Source organism: Streptomyces albireticuli (assembly GCF_002192455.1).
GTDB classification, from domain to species: Bacteria; Actinomycetota; Actinomycetes; order Streptomycetales; family Streptomycetaceae; genus Streptomyces; species Streptomyces albireticuli_B.
In genome coordinates, this window is sequence record NZ_CP021744.1 from 8,032,108 (window position 1) to 8,048,286 (window position 16,179).

Genomic DNA, 16,179 nt, shown 5'->3' on the forward strand with positions numbered 1-16,179 from the left:
GCGTCTGTCACCTGCGGGCACCTCTCTGTGAGGGACAGGTGAGCTGCTGGCGGGACCGGCCTGGGCGGGGGTCAGGGAGGACCGCCTTCAGGTCCTGCCGGGTACCCGGCAGGACCTGGTGGGGTGTGCTGGGGGCCGAGTTGGTCGATGGTCCAGCCGTGCGGGTAGCTGCGAGGAGTGCGCTCGTAGGGGTGCGAGTCGGGGCGTGGTGGGAGGAGTCGGATGAGTCGGCCGCGAGTGCGCAGGCTCCAGCGGACGGCGGTGGTGAACCAGGCGGGCATGGTGGGCTGGCCGAGGATGTCGCGGATGTGTTCGGGGATCAGGGCGGTGATGGCCTTGGTCGCGATGGTGCGGGTGCCGGGCGGGCACAGGGAGGCGATGATCCGCATCGTGTGGCCGACCATCGTGGCGTTGGCGTAGTGCCACTGGCCGCGGTCGTGGATGTCGTGCTCCAGCCAGGTCTTGAAGCCGCCGTAGTCTCGGGGGATGTTCTTGATGCCCATGAGTTCGCCGAGGCGATGGTGGGCCAGGGCGATGGCGCGCTCCTCGGTCTCGGAGAGCCGGCGCCAGCTGTAGTGGTTGATCCATTCGATGGCGGCGACCACATGTCCGGCGAGGATGTGCAGGTAGTCGTCGTTGGAGATGTCGTAGTGGCCGTGGACCTTGTTGAGGGCGCGCACCGTCTTCCTGCCGTGTGCGGAGTCCAGGCCGTGGCGATGGGCTTCGAACGGGAAGAGCATGGTGTCGTCGTAGCGCTTCATCGGGTGGTGGGCGAATTCGCCGGTGCTGGCCAGGGTGTGGGTGATGCTGGGGATGACGAAGTCGGTCACCAGCGCGAACGACCACCCGGTGTTGTAGTCCCAGGGGAATTCGTACCGGGTGACCAGCGCGAAGATCTCGTCATAGTCCTGCTCGGGGTCCAGGGTCTGGATGTAGCGCAGGCGGCTGTAGCGTTCCCTCACCGGGATCTCTCCTTGCCCGTGTCTGAGAAGCCCATCTGACCCATGAGCCAGGCGGCGAGGCTGGCGGGGCTGGGTTTGACCCAGATGACACCCGGTTTGATGTCGGTGTGCAGGGTGCGCTGGATGCATTGCTGGAGCTGTACGGCACCAAGGGAGTCGAGGCCGAGCATGACCATGCTGGTGTGCGGGCCGATGTGGCGGCTGGTACCGCCGAGCAGCTCGCGCACCTGGTCGATGATGAACTCCTGCAGCAGGTGCAGGCGTGCGCTGTCGGTACTGGCGGCGAGAACCTCGTCGCGGACCGGCGAGGAACTGCTCTCCTCCGTGAGGGTGTCGGTGAGGAGCGGGGCAAGCAGCGTGGAGCGCCGCACGGCGGGGTAGGGGGCGGTCCAGCCGCTGATGTCGATGGGCGAGTAGGCGATGTGGTGGTGGCCCTCAGCCAGGATGCGTTCCAGGGCGGCGATACCGTCCGCGGGCGTGATCATGATGAAACGACGCTGGACGAGGTGCTGGCCGCGGCCGACCTGGCTCCAGGCGCCCCAGTCGATGGCGGTGGCGGGCAGCCCCAGGCTGCGGCGCCAGGTGGCGAAAGTGTCGAGGAAGGTGTTGGCGGCGGCGTAGGCACCCTGCCCCGGTGAGCCGAGCAAGCCGGCGACGGAGGAGTAGAGAGCAAAGAAGTCCAGGTCGTGGGCGAGGGTGGCCTGGTGCAGGGCCCAAGCGCCCTCAGCCTTGCCGTGCCAGACCCGGGCCGTCAGCTCGTCGTCGAGGTTGGCGAGGGTGGCGTCCTCGACCACACCGGCAGCATGCAGCACACCGCGCAGCACCATGCCGCCCTCGACAGCTCTGCACACGGTTTGCCCGGCGGTGCCGGGGTCGGCGATATCGCCCAGGACCACGCCGATGTCGGCCCCGGTGGCAGCACGCAGTGCGTCGAGTTCCTCGGCCACCGTCTCGCTGGGGGCGGTGCGGCCGCAGGCCACGATGCGTCCTGCGCCACGCTCGGCCAGCCAGCGCACGGCCAGCAGGCCGAGTCCCCCCAGGCCGCCGGTGACCAGGTAGGCGCCACCCTGGCGGAGGGGCCCTGGCAGGGGCGAGAGGGCGGGGGCGGGTCCGGTGCGGATGCGGGCGAGGTGTCGCACGCCGTGCCGCCAGGCGATTTCGCTGATCGGCTGGCCGGTGGCGAGCAGGTCGTCCAGGACCGCGTCCAGCGGAGTGGAACCGGAGATCTCGATGCTGCTGGGCGCCAGTTCGGGATGCTCGAAGGCCGCCACCCGCAGCAGGCCCGGCAGCCCGGCCGCCGCGAGCGGGGAGCCGTCGCCGCGCCACAGCACCCACAGGCGAGGCGGGTTGACGCGCTGGACGAGGTGCCGGATGACAGTGAGCACGCGGGTGAGGTTCTCGCGAGCAGTGATGGCCGGAGTACGGTCGATGCTGCCCGTTGGACCGAGCACCAGGGCCAGCGCGGTGACCGGCGGCGCGGACGGGTCCCCCAGCGCCTCGGCCAGAACCCCTTCGGGCACGATGCTGCCTGTGAGATGGGTGAGCAGGCGACTGCCAGCGCTCTTCCTCCCCAGCAGCGTGGCCAGTCGCGGTGCCCACGGGGTGTTGTCATCGGTGATGACCAGCCACTGGCTCTCCCCGTCCAGCTCGCGCCCCTCGGGCAGAGGTTCGGGAGTCCAGGCGAGGTGGGCCAGACGAGCGGCGTACCGCTGCTCGGGCGGGGTGATGTTGGTCAGGTGCAGTCCGCGCACTTCGGCGACGACGGTGCCGTCGGCGGTGGCGAGCTGTCCGGAGGCGGTGCAGGCCAGGTCGTCGGCCTGATGGATCTCCACGCTCGCCCAGCGGGCGTGGGCGGTGGGCCCGTGCACGCGGATCTCGTCAAAGCCGGCCACCACGACAGGACCGGGGCTGGTAGCACAGTACGCCAGCCAGGCGGCGACCACGGTCTGCACCAGTTCGTCGAGGAGCGCCGGGTGCAGGATCATCATCCACGCGGAGACACGGGCGGTTTCGGCGATCCGCAGCCGGGAGACGGCCCGGTCGTGCCCGGGGCTGATCTGGATGCGTTCCACTGCGGTGAACGCCGGGCCGTGGCGGACGTCGTGGCATTCGCGGAAGTGCTGGTACAGGTCAGCCGGGACGGCATCGCTCCACCCTTCGCTGGTGAGGGTGGAGGTGTCCACAGGTGGTGGGGTGTCGTCCGGGGACAGCGGCCGTACGGTGGCACGGGCATGGACGAGGACGCCGCCCTCGTGGCGGGAGACCACTTCAGTCCTGGCCTGCTGCGCCTGGGTGGTGAGGCAGGTGGTGACCTCAGGTTCGGGCTCCAGGACCAGCGGAGCCTCGGCGCGCAGGTGCTCCAGCGCGATGCGGCGGGTGCCGAAGAGCTGCGCGCCAGCAGCGAGGAACATCTCGGCGAAGCCGGTGCCGGGCAGCACCGGGACACCGGCCACCTGGTGGTCGCCGAGCCATGGCAGCCGCCTTGGACTGATGGGGGTCTGCCACCAGTGCCGCGCCGGGTTCTCGGGGGCGGCGACATGGCCGCCCAGCAGCGGATGCTGGCTGGCTCCCACCAAGTGCGGGGCGACAAGCCGGTATGGAACATTGTCGCCACCGTGGCGGGTGCGGTGCCAGGCAGTGGTGGGCAGGTCGGCAAGGTGGCCGTCACCGTAGTGGGCGCCCCAGTCGATCCGGTCGTGCCCGGCGCAGTGCACGGCCGCGAGATGGGCCAGGAAGGCATCGGTGTCGTCGGCGCCCTGGCGCAGGGTGCCCACCGCCACGGCATCGGTGATGCCGTCCGCTTGGGCGGTGTCCAGGATCGGGCGCACCGCGAGCGGGTGTGGGGTGCACTCGATGAACAGGCGGTGCCCGGCGGCCAGTGCCGCCGAGACCGCGGTGCTGAAGCGCACCGTGGCGCGCTGGTTGCGCACCCAGTAGCCGGCGTCCAGTGGCCCGGGGGTCAGGGGGTCCTCGCTGACGGTGGAGAAGAAGCCACCACCGGGCACGAGCGCGGGCAGGCCGGCGAGTGCGGTGGTCAGGTCGTCAAGGATGGGGTCGACCTGTGCGGAGTGCGAGGCCACGTCGACATCGATCATCCGTGCTGCGGTGCCGTCGGCGTTCCATGCCTGGACCAGGGTGGCGATCTGGGCTGCGTCCCCTGAGACGACGGTGGACGTGGGGGAGGTGAGTACGGCGAGAGAGACTCCGTCGGCCCCGGCCCTCTCGATCGTGGCCTGGACTTTGTCGGCGCCCAGCAGCACTGAGGCCATCGCGCCGCCGGAGAGGGTGGCCAGCAGCGCGGAGCGACGGCAGATCACCCGTACCCCGTCCTCAGGGCTCAACACCCCGCACAATACGGCGGCGGCCACCTCGCCCAGCGACTGCCCGATCACCGCGGCCGGTTCGATGCCCCAGGATCGCCACAGGGAGGCCAGTGCGACCTGGACACCGAACAGCACCGGCTGGATCTTGTCGATGCCGACCAGAGCATCCGGTTCGGTGAGCATCCCACGCAGCGAAAAGCCCGCCTCCGCTGCAATCAGCGGCTCCAGCTCATCGATCGCGGTGGCGAACGCCGGTTCGACCTCCAGCAGGCGGCGGCACATCCCGGGCCGCTGGGAGCCCTGCCCGGTGAAGACGAACACCGGCCCGGCATGCTCCGGCGGCAGCACCGGCACCCCACCGGCCACACCCTCCTCCTGCTCTCCGGAGGCAAACGCCCGGGCCCGCGCGGCCAGCTGAGCGTAGTCGCGGGCGACCAGGCCCAGACGGTGGTCGGCGTGCGAGCGGCGCAGGGCCAGAGTGTGGGCCGCATCCGCCAGCACCACCGGCCGGCCCTGCTCGCTGTCCGCCCAGTCGGCCAGGCGGGAGGCGGCCGCGGACAGTGACTGCGGCGACGTACCTGACAACAGGAACAACCGGGCCGGTTCCTGTGCTGCCCGAGCAGCAGGGCGCGCCGTGCGGCGCCGGGCCGCGTTGGGGACGGACTCGAGAACCACATGCGCGTTCGTCCCGGTCACCCCGTACGAGCACACCGCGGCCAGCAGGGGGGCGCCCGTGACCGGCCACTTCGTCAGCGCGGTCGGCACAAACAGCCTCGACGCCTCCTCCCGGAGAATCGAGGGGTTCCACTCGGCGAAGTGGAGGTTGGGCGGGATGGCGCCGCGGCGCAGGCACTCCACCACCTTGATCACCCCGGCGATGCCGGAGACCGGTTCTGAGTGCCCGATGTTGGTCTTGACCGAGCCCAGCGCGCAGCGGCCCCGGCCGTGTCCGTAGACGGTGTTGATCGAGGTGTACTCGATCGGGTCGCCGACCGCCGTTCCCGGGCCGTGCGCCTCCACCAGACCCACTTCGCCCGGATCGATGCCCGCTCTGTCCACCGCCCGGCGGAACAACTCCTGCTGCATCTCGGTGGAGGGGGCGGTCAGGCGGCTGACCTGCCCGTCGTTGTTGACCGCACTGCCCCGAATCACCGCCAGCACCCGGTCCCCGTCCCGCCGCGCATCGGCAAGACGTTTCAGCACCAGCACCCCGGCCCCCTCCCCACGCACATAACCGTCCGCGCGGGCGTCGAAGGCATGGCAGGCACCGCGTTCGGACAGCAGCAGCGGCGCCTCGTAGTACTGCGTCTCCGGCGAGAGCATCAACAGCACGCCGCCCGCCAGCGCCGCATCGCACTCCCCCAAGGCCAGAGCCCCGCACGCCGTGTCCAACGCCACCAGCCCCGACGAGCAATGCGTGCTGATCACCATCACCGGGCCGCGTAGATCCATCGCGAACGCCACCCGCCCCGCCGCACCCGCGGTGAAGTTCCCGAACAGATACGGGCTGTTCGGCGCGTCCTCCACCGGCCGGGCCTCCCGGAAGAGATTGTCGGGAGCGTACGTCCCCACATACACGCCGGTCCGCGAACCGCGCATCCGGTCCACAGGGATGCCCGCATGCTCCACCGCCTCCCAGGCCACCTCCATCAACACCCGGAACTGCGGATCCACCCACCGCCGCTCCACCGGCGCCACCGAAAACGCCTCCGGATCCCACGCCCACACATCGCCGTCCAGGAAACAGCCACGCCCGGCCCGCCCGGCCAGTTCCGGGTCATGCACGGCCGCCAGCCGCGCGGCATCCCAGCGACCGGCAGGCACCGGGCCCACGGTCTGCCGTCCCTCGGCCGCCAGCCGCCACAACCCACCAGACGTCTCCACCCCACCGGGGAACCGGCAGCCGATTCCGACGATCGCAATCGGTTCTGCTTCCGAAGCCGACATGACCCACCCCGCCTATTCCGCGATCGCCGTGCTGTAGCTGAACCAGAAGACCGGCAGCTCATTTCCGTCGACTACCTCGACGTCGCCGGTCGGGACGAAGTGCACGTGCAGCCCGTAGTAAGCCACCGTCACCTTCTCCGGAAGCTCGCTCCCCGCCACGTGGTGCACCCGGTGCAGACCCACCGGCCCGCCCCTCAACAGGACCGCCTTCATCAGAAGAGCCCTGTCTGCGCAGGGGGGATCACGGGCAGCGCCAGGCCCACGCCGAAACAGCACGACGAAAAGAGATGAGAAAGATCCCTGGTGAACCGGTCGACAACTTCGGGGGAGACATGATCACGGGGCCGTGGTGTGGAAGCGCGGGGAGCGGCGTCGACTGTCGTGCTCATGTTCTCTGCCTGGGAGTCAGCCGGACGGGAGGACCCGTCACGTGGCGGCAGGCAGATCCGGGCCGGCAGCTCAGACTTTACGGAGAAACGTTCCAGAGCCCCTGAGCTGCGGACGGCACGGGACCTGCTCCCCGCACCGTGCTCCTGTACAGGCCGAAAAGCGACCCCTTGGCGCAGATATATGAGAGTACTCGGGGCACACAACGGCGCCCCGGTGGTACACCAAGTCCCGCCAACTCCCGTACGCGCCGCTTTCACAGTGCCAGAGAAGACAACGGGGCGGTAGTGCAAGAGGGCGGACGTACGGAACGGCCGTTGGCGAGGTGTTGCACTGGTCGGCGTCATCACCGGTTCTACCGCCGCCCTCACCCTAGTGAGGACGGCTGGGCCGTGCGCGAGGGCGGGCCGGAAAGCTGTGGGGGGCGGATCGAGTGGGTCTGTCGCCTACGACGCGGCCGGCGCCCCGGAAACGTTCACTCCCGACCGATCCGTCAGTCTGCGGACAGCCTCAGCTCCGTGGATGGCGGTCGGTGACGCCGACACAGATCAGCCAGACTGCGTGCCCGGCGCCTCGGCCCGCTGGCTCCAGGCGGGGCCCGCGAGTTCCGGGCAGCCGAGGGTGCGTCAGGTGTCCGAGGGCGGGGCACCTTCGCGGAGGTGACGGGCGGAGCGGGGCGCGGTTGTGCCCGGGCTTCGCCGTCAGGAGGGCTGTTCGGCACCGAGCCCGTGCAGTGGCGGGCGTTCCCGGCGGGCCAGGGCGAGGGTGGTGATGGCCGCGGCGAGGACGGCCAGTGCGGCAGCGGCCGCGAAGGCCCAGTGGTAGCCGCCCGCCAGGGCGTGGGTCCGGCTCGTTCCGGGGAGCAGGTGCTGGGTGCGGCTTGCCGCGAGGGTCGTCAGTACGGCCAGGAAGAGCGCCCCGCCGGTCTGCTGGCTGGTGTTGACCAGGCCGCCGGCCAGGCCCGTCTCATGGGGTGGGACACCGCTGTAGGCGATGACGTTCACGGGCGCAAGGGCCAGTCCGATGCCCGCGCCGATCAGGACCAGCGGACCCAACAGAGTGACGAGGAAGGAGCCGTCGACGGGTGCCGCGGCCAGCCAGAGCAGGCCGCTGGCGAGGAGCAGCAGGCCGCTGGTCAGGACTACCGGCGCGCCCGCTCGGGCCAAGAGCCGGGAGGCGCAGGCGGCTGCCACGATCAGGGCAACGTTCAGGGGGAGTTGGGCGAGTCCGGAGCGTAGGGGGCTGTACTCCAGGACCTGCTGCATGTGCAGGGCGAGGAAGTAGAAGAGGCTGACGATGACGCCTCCGGTCATCAGCATGACCGTGTTCGCGGTGGCGACCGTCCTGCGGCGGAGCATGTGGGGAGGGAGCAGGGGCTGTGCGGCGCGCCGCTCGACGGCGACGAAGGCCACGAGCAGCAGGGCGCCGATCGCCAGGGGACCGAGGGTGCGAGGGGAGGTCCAGCCGTGGCTGCTGCTGGAGACCAGGCCCAGCACCGACGCCACGAGTCCGCCGGTGACCGTCGTCGCGCCGGCGAGGTCGAAGGAACGGCGTCCGGGGCGGGCGGGGAGGGCCGGTATGAGCTTCGGCGTGAGGAGCAGGGCGAGTGCGCCGACGGGGACGTTGATGAAGAAGATCCAGGGCCAGCCGGGGCCGGAGGTCAGGATGCCGCCGAGCAGGACGCCGGCGGCGCCGCCGGAGCCGGCGACCGCTCCCCAGATGCCCAGGGCGCGGTCGCGGTCGCGGCCTTCGGGGAAGACGGTGGTGACGATCGACAGGGCGGCCGGGGACATGATCGCGGCCGCGGTTCCTTGCACCGCCCGGGAGGCGAGCAGGATGGCGCCGTCGGGTGCCAGGCCCGCCGTCAGGGAGGCGAGGGTGAACAGCAGCAGGCCGGTGGCGAAGACCGCGCGGCGCCCGAGGAGGTCTGCCGCGCGGCCGCCGAGCAGGAGAAGCCCGCCGAAGGCGAGCAGGTAGGTGTTGACCACCCAGGACAGGCCGGTCGCGGACATGTGCAGGCTCCTGCCGAGGGAAGGCAGGGCGATGTTGACGATGGAGGAGTCCAGCACCACCACGAACTGGGTCACCGCCAGCAATGTCAGCGTGGCCCAGCGCCGGGACCCGCCGGGGACGGGCTGATCCGTCGTGGTGGCGTGGTGCGGGGCGGTGGGCGATCGGTCAGGTGCGAGGCCGGCGTCGGGGGTCGGCTGGGTGTCGTGGTCGGACACGGGCGATTCCTTCGGCAGAAGGGCGGGGCGAAGACGGGCGCCCGCATGCGGGAGGGCATGCGGGCGCCATCGCCGGCGCCGTCGGATGAGGCGGCGCTGACTGAGAGGGTGCGGGGCGGGTGCCGCCTACCGGGTGCAGCGCCGGTGACGGCACGCGCGGTGATGCGCCGGGGGAGGGGTTACCGCGCCGGTTCGGTGAGGCGGTCGCGCAGGGCGTCCGCCTGTGCGTACAGACGCGGGAGGGCACCGGAGTCGAGGAGGCGGCCGTGTTCTTTGAGGACGCGCCCGGCGACGATCACGGTGTCGATGTCGCCGCGGTCCGCGCCCAGGACGACTGTGGCGGCGGGGTCGTTGACGGGGCGCAGCCCGGGGCGGTCGGTGGTGAGGACGATCAGGTCGGCCTGTTTGCCGACCGTGAGGGAGCCGGTGCGGTCGTCCAGGCCCAGGGCGCGGGCGCCCTCGATGGTGGCGAAGGACAAGACCTGCTCGGCGGTGACCATGACGGGGTCCGAGCCGTCGAGGCGGGCGCGGGCGTGGGCGGCCTGGCGTACGGCCTGGAGCGCGGCCCGCATCTGCGTGAACATGTCGCTGGGTGCGGTGACTTCGACGTCGGCGCTCAGGCTGGGGACCAGTCCGGCGTCCAGGGCGTCGAGGAGTGGAGGGTACCCCTGGCCCATGAGCATCTCGACCGCCGGGGCGATGGAGAGATGGCCGCCGCTGTCGCGGATCAGGGCGTACTGGGAGGCGTCCAGGTCGGTGGCGTGGATATAGGTGGCGCGTTCGCCTTGGGCGACGAGCAGGCCGAGCCGCTGGAGCATGCTGAGCGGCGGTTCCTCGCTGAACCGGCCGATGACGTGCAGGGCGACGGGCAGGGAGAGTTCGGCCGCCAGACGCCAGTTGGCCAGAGTGCCCTCCTCGCTGCGGGCCGTGGCCTCCAGCGCCATGGTCACCAGGGCCTGGTCGTCGGAGAGGAGCGAACGCAGCCGGGCGGCGTCGCGGGAGAGGCCGTCGGGGGCGACACGGTCGGCGTGGCGGGCGTTGAAGGAGTGGCTGTAGGCCAGGACGGTGCGCAGGCCGGTGGTGCGCAGGGCGTGGAGGGCGGCGTCGGAGTGCTCGGGGGTGTCGTGGATGTTGGCCAGGTCCTGGACGGTGGTCACGCCCGCGTCGAGGGCTGCGTAGGCGCTCAGGGTCTCGCCCAGGTGCACGTCGTCGGGCGTGAACTGGGCGGCGAGGGCACCGGTGACCTGGGGGAAGTAGTCCCCGAGCGTCAGGTCGGCGCCCATGCCGCGGAGGGCGGCCTGCCACATGTGGCGGTGGGTGTCGATGAACCCGGGCAGCACGAGCGCGCCGTCGGCCTCGATGATCCGTGCGTCGTCGGGGGCTTCGATGCCGGGGCGGATCTCCGTGATCACGCCGTCGCGGGTCAGGATGTCGGCCCGGAGGGTGCCGTGGGCGGGGTCCATCGTCAGCAGCAGTCCGCCGCGGACGAGCAGTGCCTCGGTCATGGTGCGTCCTTCCGTAGTTCCCCCCTGGTGATCGCGGTCAGTCCTGGTTCCGGCGGCCGTCCCACAGGGCTTTCATCAGGTTCCAGTCCGGTGCCGGCCCGGGGAGCGCGGCCGGGGCCGGGGTGCGCAGGCCGTCGAGGACCATGCGGGCGTAGCGGCGCTGGAGCAGCAGGGCCTGGGGGTGGTCCAGTGGCAGGGACGGGCTGAGGTGGTCCAGGAGCAGCAGCAGGTCCGCCCCGGTGACCTCCGGACGCAGGGCGCCGTCCGCCTTCGCCCGTTCGGCGACGGCGTCGATGGCCCGGTGCATCTCCTCCCGGACCGTGTCCAGACCCGGGGTGGGCGCCTGGCGCCTGCCCAGGACCGGCAGCATGTGCCCGGCACGGGCCCCCAGGCAGGCGAACAGGAAGCGCTCCAGGGCCCGGGCGCCGTCCGGCTCCTCCTCCAGCGCCTGGCGGGCCCGGTCCGCGATGAAGGACATGCCTGCCAGACGGACCGCGGTGACGAGATCGTTCTTGCTCGGGTAGAGCCGGTAGATCGCGCTCATACCCATGCCCGCACGGCGGGCGATCTCGGCCATCGACACGTCGTACCCCAGATCGATGAAAGCGCTGCCGGCCGCGCCGATGATTCGTTCCTCGGCCGTGACGCCACGCTCCCGGCGCTGATGCTCCTCGGTTGCCATGCCTGAACCGTAACAGAATGGAACGTTCCGTTCCGTCCTGGGTGTGGGCAGGCTCCGCGGCGCCGGTGGCGGCGGTCCACTGGCATGGCCTCCGGTGCCAGGCCTGTACGCGGCGGCCAAGGGCGCCATCGCCCCCGAGGGCCTGGCCGAGGGCTCCCGCGAGAGCACGAGGCATGGGCGGGTCAGCTGGTTTCGCCTGCGGCCGAGCGGTTGATCCGCGGTGGACTGGCCCACGACGCCCAGGTCCGCGACGGCGAACGCGATCTGGAGGGCCGGCTACGGGGACTGGCCGGGTGGGTCGACCGGCTCGGACCCCGCAGGCCGCGTTCGTGGGGCCCGTCGGCTGGGTCGGCCGCGCCGCCCTGATCGTGCTGTCCGGGGTGCGCCGGTTGGGGACGGCCCACCAGGAGAATGCCGACCGGAGCCGGGAACCGGCACCGAGCGGTGGCGTGGCGGTGGAGGCCGCGCGCCGCGGCGTGCCCGTGCCGGCCGGTCGGAGGGCGTGCGTCTGGTCCGGCGTCTCCACCGGCCGGGTACTGGAGGGGGGCCTGGAACCTCCCTGTCGTGGGCGTGTGGTTCCGGCGTGGACCCATGGGCGCGAAGGGCCTCCATGGCCGGGGCGGTGCACATCAGGTGCGTGGCATGCGGGGAGGGTCGGCGTGTGCGGGAGGAGTCGGTGAACGGGCACTCATGCTCTGCCCCCGACGGTCTCGCGGTCCTCGGCGGTACCGTGCGGGGGAGCCCCTGGTGCGTCACGGTCACGAAGGGTGAGTGCGCACAGCGCGGCGATCAGGCCGGCCGCCGCCATGACGGCCCAGGCGGTCCGGTAGCTGTTCGCGTCGCTTCCTCCGCCGGTGACGGAGATCAGGATCGCCACGCCGATCGCGCCGCCGACCTGGCGGGAGGCGTTGAGCACTCCGGTGCCGGTCGCGTATTCCTGTGGGGCAGGCCGCTGACGCCTCCGGCCAGAAATCCGGTCTGCGCGATTCCGGCCCCGGCGCCGGTGAGGACCGTGCCGGCGAGATAGACCGGGAAGTACCCCGCCTGCTCGGTCAGGAGGAAGAACCACAGGATTCCGGCAGCGAGGAAGAAGATGCCGCCCAGCCCTGCCAGCCTGCGGGGCTCCAGTGACACTCTGCCCGCGATCAGGGCGGTGACCACCGCGGTCGCGGGCCCGGAGGCGAAACCGAGTCCGGCGAGGACCGGAGTCCACGCCCACACCTCCGTGAGGAACAGGCTGCAGCCCAGGAGCATGATCGAGAAACCCACGTAGAAACACGCCATGCCCAGCGTCGCCACGGTGAAAGAGGGAACCCGCAGGACCCGCAGGTCCACCGCCGGCGCCTCATGGGCCAAGCACCTGCGCAGGAGCCAGGCCAGTGCCACCGCGCCTGCCGTGAGCACGGCCCACCACCAAGGATCGGCGAAGCCCCACTCGGTCACATACGACACGGCGGTCACCAGCGCCCCGACTCCCGTGACGAGCAGGGCGGAGCCGAACAGGTCGGGAACTTTCGTGTCCAGCGTGGCCGTCTCTTCGAGGCCCGTGGCGAGGAAGAGGCTGAGGGCCGCGATCGGCAGATTGATCAGGAAGATCCACCGCCAGTCGTACTGGGTCAGCACACCGCCCAGGACGGGGCCGGCGGCCGCGGCCACCGAGCCGGCCGCGGCCCAGAGGGACACCATCCGTTTGTGCCGTTCCTGGGGGTAGGCCGCCAGCAGCAAGGCCAGGCTCGTCGGTACGACCAGCGCCGCGCCGGCGCCTTGCAGACCGCGCGCGACGATCAGAGTGACCACGTCGGGCGCGATCGCTGCCCCGAGAGACCCCGCGCCGAAGGCGAGCAGCCCCAGCCGGAACAGGCGCTTGCGTCCGAACCGGTCCGCCAGCCGCCCGGACGGGACGAGCAGTGCCGCGAACACCACACCGTAGGCGTTCAGCACCCATGTCAGCGCCTGGGGGGACGCGGCCGGGAAGCTCGCGCCGATCGAGGAGAACGCCAGGTTCACGACGAACAGATCCAGAGACGCCAGCACGCTGGCGGCACCGATCGCCACGAGCGGCCCGAGCCCGCCGTCGCCGCGATTCTTACTTGCTTGAGACAAGTCTGTCATGGTGGCCAAAATAGAGAGACTGACTTGCTTGAAGCAAGTCAGTAGGCTCCCGATGAGAGATGATGCCGTCATGGCGCTACGTTCCGACTGGTCCGACAGGCCGTGCCCGATCGCACGGGGCATCGACGCGCTCGGGGATCCCTGGGTGCTTCTCGTACTCCGCGAACTGCTCTCCGGAGGCAGGCGCTTCGACGAGATCCGCGAGCAGATGGAGGTGGCCGACAACATCCTCGCCAAGCGCCTGACGTACATGGTCGAGGCGGGCCTGGTCCGGCGGGTGCCCTACCGGGAGGGCAAGCGGCCACGGTACGAGTACGTCCCGACGGCCGCGGCGGCCGACGCGCTGCCGATCCTGCACGCCTACGCGCTCTGGGCCGAGAAGCACACCCCGACCGAAGACCTCACGCGACGTCTGGTGATCATTTGCCGCGCCTGCGGGGAAGAAAGCAAGGGGAGCGAGACGTGCAGTGAGTGCGGCCGCAAACTCACCTCGGACAACGTGTCCTGGATCCGCCCGACCTCTCCGGACCGGGAGCCGGCGCCTCTCCTGGCTCCCGGCGAAGGCGAGGGCGCCTGAGCTCCGAGGCCCGCCTGGAGTGCCGCGTCGACCGAGGCAGCCGCGCCGCTGTCCGCCGATGCCGTCCGAAGGCCGTGCTCGACCAAGGGTCTCGGCGGTCAAAACAGCGAATGTCGTCTACGGGTACCGGACGGCGAGCACCGTCGTCACGGCTTCCTCGGGCGTCGCGGCGTGGACGAGGCCCATGACGGGGCTCCCCGTCCGGTCGCTCACCTGCCACCCGGCCAGGCAGACGGCGGGGATGTCGCCACGCCGCCCGGCGAGAGCGATCTCGCTGAGGGTGCCCCAGGAGCCGCCGACGGAGATCACCGCGTCGGCGCCGGCGACGTTCGCGGCGTCCCGGCCTCTCCCATGCCGGTGAGGACCATGGCGGACAATGAGCCGGAGGCTGCCGCCCGGTCCGTGTCCGGGCGGATCCCGATCACCAATCCGCCTCGTGAGCGGGCCCCTTCGGCGACAGCGGCCATGACGCCCGCTCCTGCGCCGCACAGCACGCCGGCTCCGTGCTCGGCGAGAAGCCGGCCCACCTGACGGGCGCGCGGCCGTTCCTCCTCGTTGCCACGCCCCGGCCCGCAGACCGCGACCTGGAAGCGCACGCGACCTCCTGTGGTATCCCGATGATTGTTCACCTGGTATCGGTACCGCCAAGTCTCCTCGAATACCGTCACCCCAACGCGTTTTGCCGGCGCCTCTAAGCGCTCCCGATATGGTTCACGTGCCGGATGTTCTTCTGGTCGACGGGGTCCTGACTCGGCGTGGTGTCGAACCACGCGTCCAGGATTTCGGTGAGGACCGAGGCCGAGGTCAGCCGCAGGCTCAGGGCCAGGACGTTCGCGTCGTTCCAGCGCCGGGCGCCGCTGGCTGTATAGGCATCCGTGCACAATGCGGCGCGTACGCCGGGAACCTTGTTGGCCGCGATGCTGGCGCCGGTGCCGGTCCAGCAGCACACCACGGCCTGGTCGGCCCGCCCCTGGACGACGTCCTGGGCTGCGGCTTCGGTGCAGAGCGCCCAGTCGTCCTTCTCCTCCGGATTCAGCACGCCGTGGGGGATCACCTCATGGCCCCGGTGGTTCAGTTCTTCCGCGAGCTGGCGGGCCACGCCCTTGTCCCAGTCGGCAGAGACAGAGATTCGCAGCTTCGGCATGATTCCCTCCTTCGGGTCTGTGTCGTGCCCAGTGCCCATTCGGCCGCCGGCGAGGGTGCCTCCCTTGTCTCCTTCCCTGAATCCGACGTGGTCAGCCCCTTGCCGCCTGATAAGGCCGAGGGGATTCGTCCGTAAGCATTCGGTGAGCGGCGTGGATACCCGGGGTGGTCCGTCGCAGAAGGCCGAGAATTCGGGTCAGCACTGCCCGTCGAAGCGCTCGAATGATCAGAAAGGTCTTCGACGAGCACCCCGAGAACCGTGACGGCGTCGACGAAGGGGGTCCTGGCCTCACCCGGAGTCCGGCCGGGGACGGGGAGCCGGTGCGGGCAGGTCCTGGCAAGCGGCGGTGAGGTCGGCGAGGTCTGCGGCGATCAGGGCGAGGGTCTCCGCGACCGGTCGGCCGTCGCGGATGGCGGATCTGGTCGCCGTCTCGCCCGTCAGGCCCTCCGCCAGTTCGATGGAGCGCAAGGTGTGGAGCTCCTCCAGCCGCCCTTGCGCCTCGGTCAGGAGACGGTCCAGTTCCCGGAGGCGCCCGGAGGCCGGCTGTTCGTCGTCGGTGAGGATCCTTGTGGCCGTGCGTGCCCAGGTGCTGAGGTCGGCGGCCGCCCAAATCGGCTGGGTGCGGTGGCTCGCCGGGGCGAGTGCCAGGAGGGCGGTGGTGTGCAGGTGCAGGTACTGGAGGGCGGGCAGGCATGCCTCCAGCCGGAGGGCGGAGCGGCCCGGCGAGGCGGGGTTCAGCGCCCGCGCCAGATCAGCGGTCTCGTCGCGGAGCGCGTCCAGCTCAAGAGTGCCGTGCGTGTCCATGGCCAGCGAGCGTATGCGCCGGTCGATGGTCATCTCGATGTCCTGCCGCGTGAGTCTTACGTGAGGCATAGCCGCCGCCTTTCACCGTACGGGGTCGGAGTCCGGGGGCCCGCGCGAGGAGAGTTTTTCCTTTTCTGAAGCCTGGCACGCGAGGGGTAACGCACGGGGTCACCTCATAGGCTCACCGAGCAGGTGAAGCGGCGTCCCCCGATCGGACCCCGCTCCGCCGAAGCGGCGGTGACCGCGGAGAAGGGGAGCCGGAGCGTCGGCGATCGGTCACCGGGCGGGCTTGGCGGGATCCGCTGCTCGCGGTCCGGGAACGTCGTCGGCCTGAAGGGCGGCGAAAGCCGGTCCGCGTTCGGGCGGGATCTGCCGCCGTTCACGGGCAACCAGTTGCGATGGCCGGGCTGGTCCCCCTTTCCCCGGAGCGGACGCCGAGCGAGGGGCGAATATGGGCGAGACCGAGGAATCAGCTTCGCGAAGGACCAGGGTGGTGGGGCCGACGGCC

General features: G+C 71.0%; 11 protein-coding genes and 1 pseudogene. 1 reads left to right on the plus strand and 11 read right to left on the minus strand.

What is annotated here, in order from left to right:
* Nucleotides 1-71: 71 nt before the first annotated feature.
* From SMD11_RS35695 to SMD11_RS34180, 8 genes are all read right to left on the minus strand, one after another.
* Nucleotides 72-962, minus strand: a complete 891-nt coding sequence (locus tag SMD11_RS35695) for an oxygenase MpaB family protein (RefSeq protein ID WP_087930122.1) — start codon at nt 960-962, stop codon at nt 72-74.
* Nucleotides 959-6,232 (minus strand): type I polyketide synthase, encoded by a 5,274-nt coding sequence (locus SMD11_RS34155; RefSeq protein WP_087930123.1) that lies wholly within the window; start codon nt 6,230-6,232, stop codon nt 959-961. Before SMD11_RS34155 ends, SMD11_RS35695 begins: the two co-directional genes overlap by 4 nt.
* A 12-nt stretch (nt 6,233-6,244) precedes the next feature.
* Nucleotides 6,245-6,445, minus strand: coding sequence for a DUF5988 family protein (locus SMD11_RS35700; RefSeq protein ID WP_267896884.1), 201 nt, complete (start codon nt 6,443-6,445; stop codon nt 6,245-6,247).
* 875 nt (nt 6,446-7,320) lie between these two features.
* The gene (locus SMD11_RS34160; protein WP_087930124.1) at nt 7,321-8,847 is read right to left on the minus strand and encodes an MFS transporter; all 1,527 of its coding nucleotides are present in this window, start codon (nt 8,845-8,847) and stop codon (nt 7,321-7,323) included.
* Nucleotides 8,848-9,026: 179 nt separating this feature from the next.
* Complete coding sequence (locus SMD11_RS34165) at nt 9,027-10,352, minus strand: amidohydrolase family protein (RefSeq protein ID WP_087930125.1); 1,326 nt, start codon at nt 10,350-10,352, stop codon at nt 9,027-9,029.
* 37 nt (nt 10,353-10,389) lie between these two features.
* Entirely contained in the window at nt 10,390-11,034 is a 645-nt protein-coding gene (locus tag SMD11_RS34170) for a TetR/AcrR family transcriptional regulator (protein WP_159395462.1), read from the minus strand.
* A gap of 688 nt (nt 11,035-11,722) precedes the next feature.
* A complete protein-coding gene (locus tag SMD11_RS36060) occupies nt 11,723-11,911 on the minus strand; it encodes a hypothetical protein (RefSeq protein WP_199844017.1) in 189 nt (62 codons plus the stop codon).
* Entirely contained in the window at nt 11,899-13,218 is a 1,320-nt protein-coding gene (locus SMD11_RS34180) for an MFS transporter (protein WP_199844018.1), read from the minus strand. The genes SMD11_RS36060 and SMD11_RS34180 overlap by 13 nt, the downstream gene beginning before the upstream one ends.
* On the opposite strand from SMD11_RS34180, the gene SMD11_RS34185 reads away from it, so the two are divergent.
* Nucleotides 13,217-13,723, plus strand: coding sequence for a winged helix-turn-helix transcriptional regulator (locus SMD11_RS34185; RefSeq protein WP_087930127.1), 507 nt, complete (start codon nt 13,217-13,219; stop codon nt 13,721-13,723). The genes SMD11_RS34180 and SMD11_RS34185 overlap by 2 nt on opposite strands.
* A 117-nt stretch (nt 13,724-13,840) precedes the next feature.
* Here SMD11_RS34185 and SMD11_RS37420 read toward each other — a convergent pair.
* The 3 genes and pseudogenes from SMD11_RS37420 to SMD11_RS34200 form a co-directional block, all read right to left on the minus strand.
* Nucleotides 13,841-14,493: pseudogene (locus SMD11_RS37420) on the minus strand (dethiobiotin synthetase).
* Nucleotides 14,415-14,858: an RpiB/LacA/LacB family sugar-phosphate isomerase gene (locus tag SMD11_RS34195; protein WP_087930903.1), complete on the minus strand. Its 444-nt coding sequence runs from the start codon at nt 14,856-14,858 to the stop codon at nt 14,415-14,417. The pseudogene SMD11_RS37420 and the gene SMD11_RS34195 overlap by 79 nt, the downstream one beginning before the upstream one ends.
* A gap of 297 nt (nt 14,859-15,155) precedes the next feature.
* Nucleotides 15,156-15,740 carry a hypothetical protein gene (locus tag SMD11_RS34200; protein ID WP_159395463.1) on the minus strand — a complete coding sequence of 195 codons (585 nt, stop codon included), beginning with the start codon at nt 15,738-15,740 and terminating at the stop codon, nt 15,156-15,158.
* Nucleotides 15,741-16,179 lie beyond the last annotated feature (439 nt).

What these genes read in the sequence shown, in the direction of transcription:
- SMD11_RS34165 (WP_087930125.1), bottom strand. Translation starts at nt 10,352, where the DNA reads ATGACCGAGGCACTGCTCGTCCGCGGCGGACTGCTGCTGACGATGGAC.
- SMD11_RS34170 (WP_159395462.1), bottom strand. Translation starts at nt 11,034, where the DNA reads ATGGCAACCGAGGAGCATCAGCGCCGGGAGCGTGGCGTCACGGCCGAG.
- SMD11_RS34185 (WP_087930127.1), top strand. Translation starts at nt 13,217, where the DNA reads ATGGCGCTACGTTCCGACTGGTCCGACAGGCCGTGCCCGATCGCACGG.
- SMD11_RS34180 (WP_199844018.1), bottom strand. Translation starts at nt 13,218, where the DNA reads ATGACGGCATCATCTCTCATCGGGAGCCTACTGACTTGCTTCAAGCAA.
- SMD11_RS34155 (WP_087930123.1), bottom strand. Translation starts at nt 6,232, where the DNA reads ATGTCGGCTTCGGAAGCAGAACCGATTGCGATCGTCGGAATCGGCTGC.
- SMD11_RS35700 (WP_267896884.1), bottom strand. Translation starts at nt 6,445, where the DNA reads ATGAAGGCGGTCCTGTTGAGGGGCGGGCCGGTGGGTCTGCACCGGGTG.
- SMD11_RS34200 (WP_159395463.1), bottom strand. Translation starts at nt 15,740, where the DNA reads ATGCCTCACGTAAGACTCACGCGGCAGGACATCGAGATGACCATCGAC.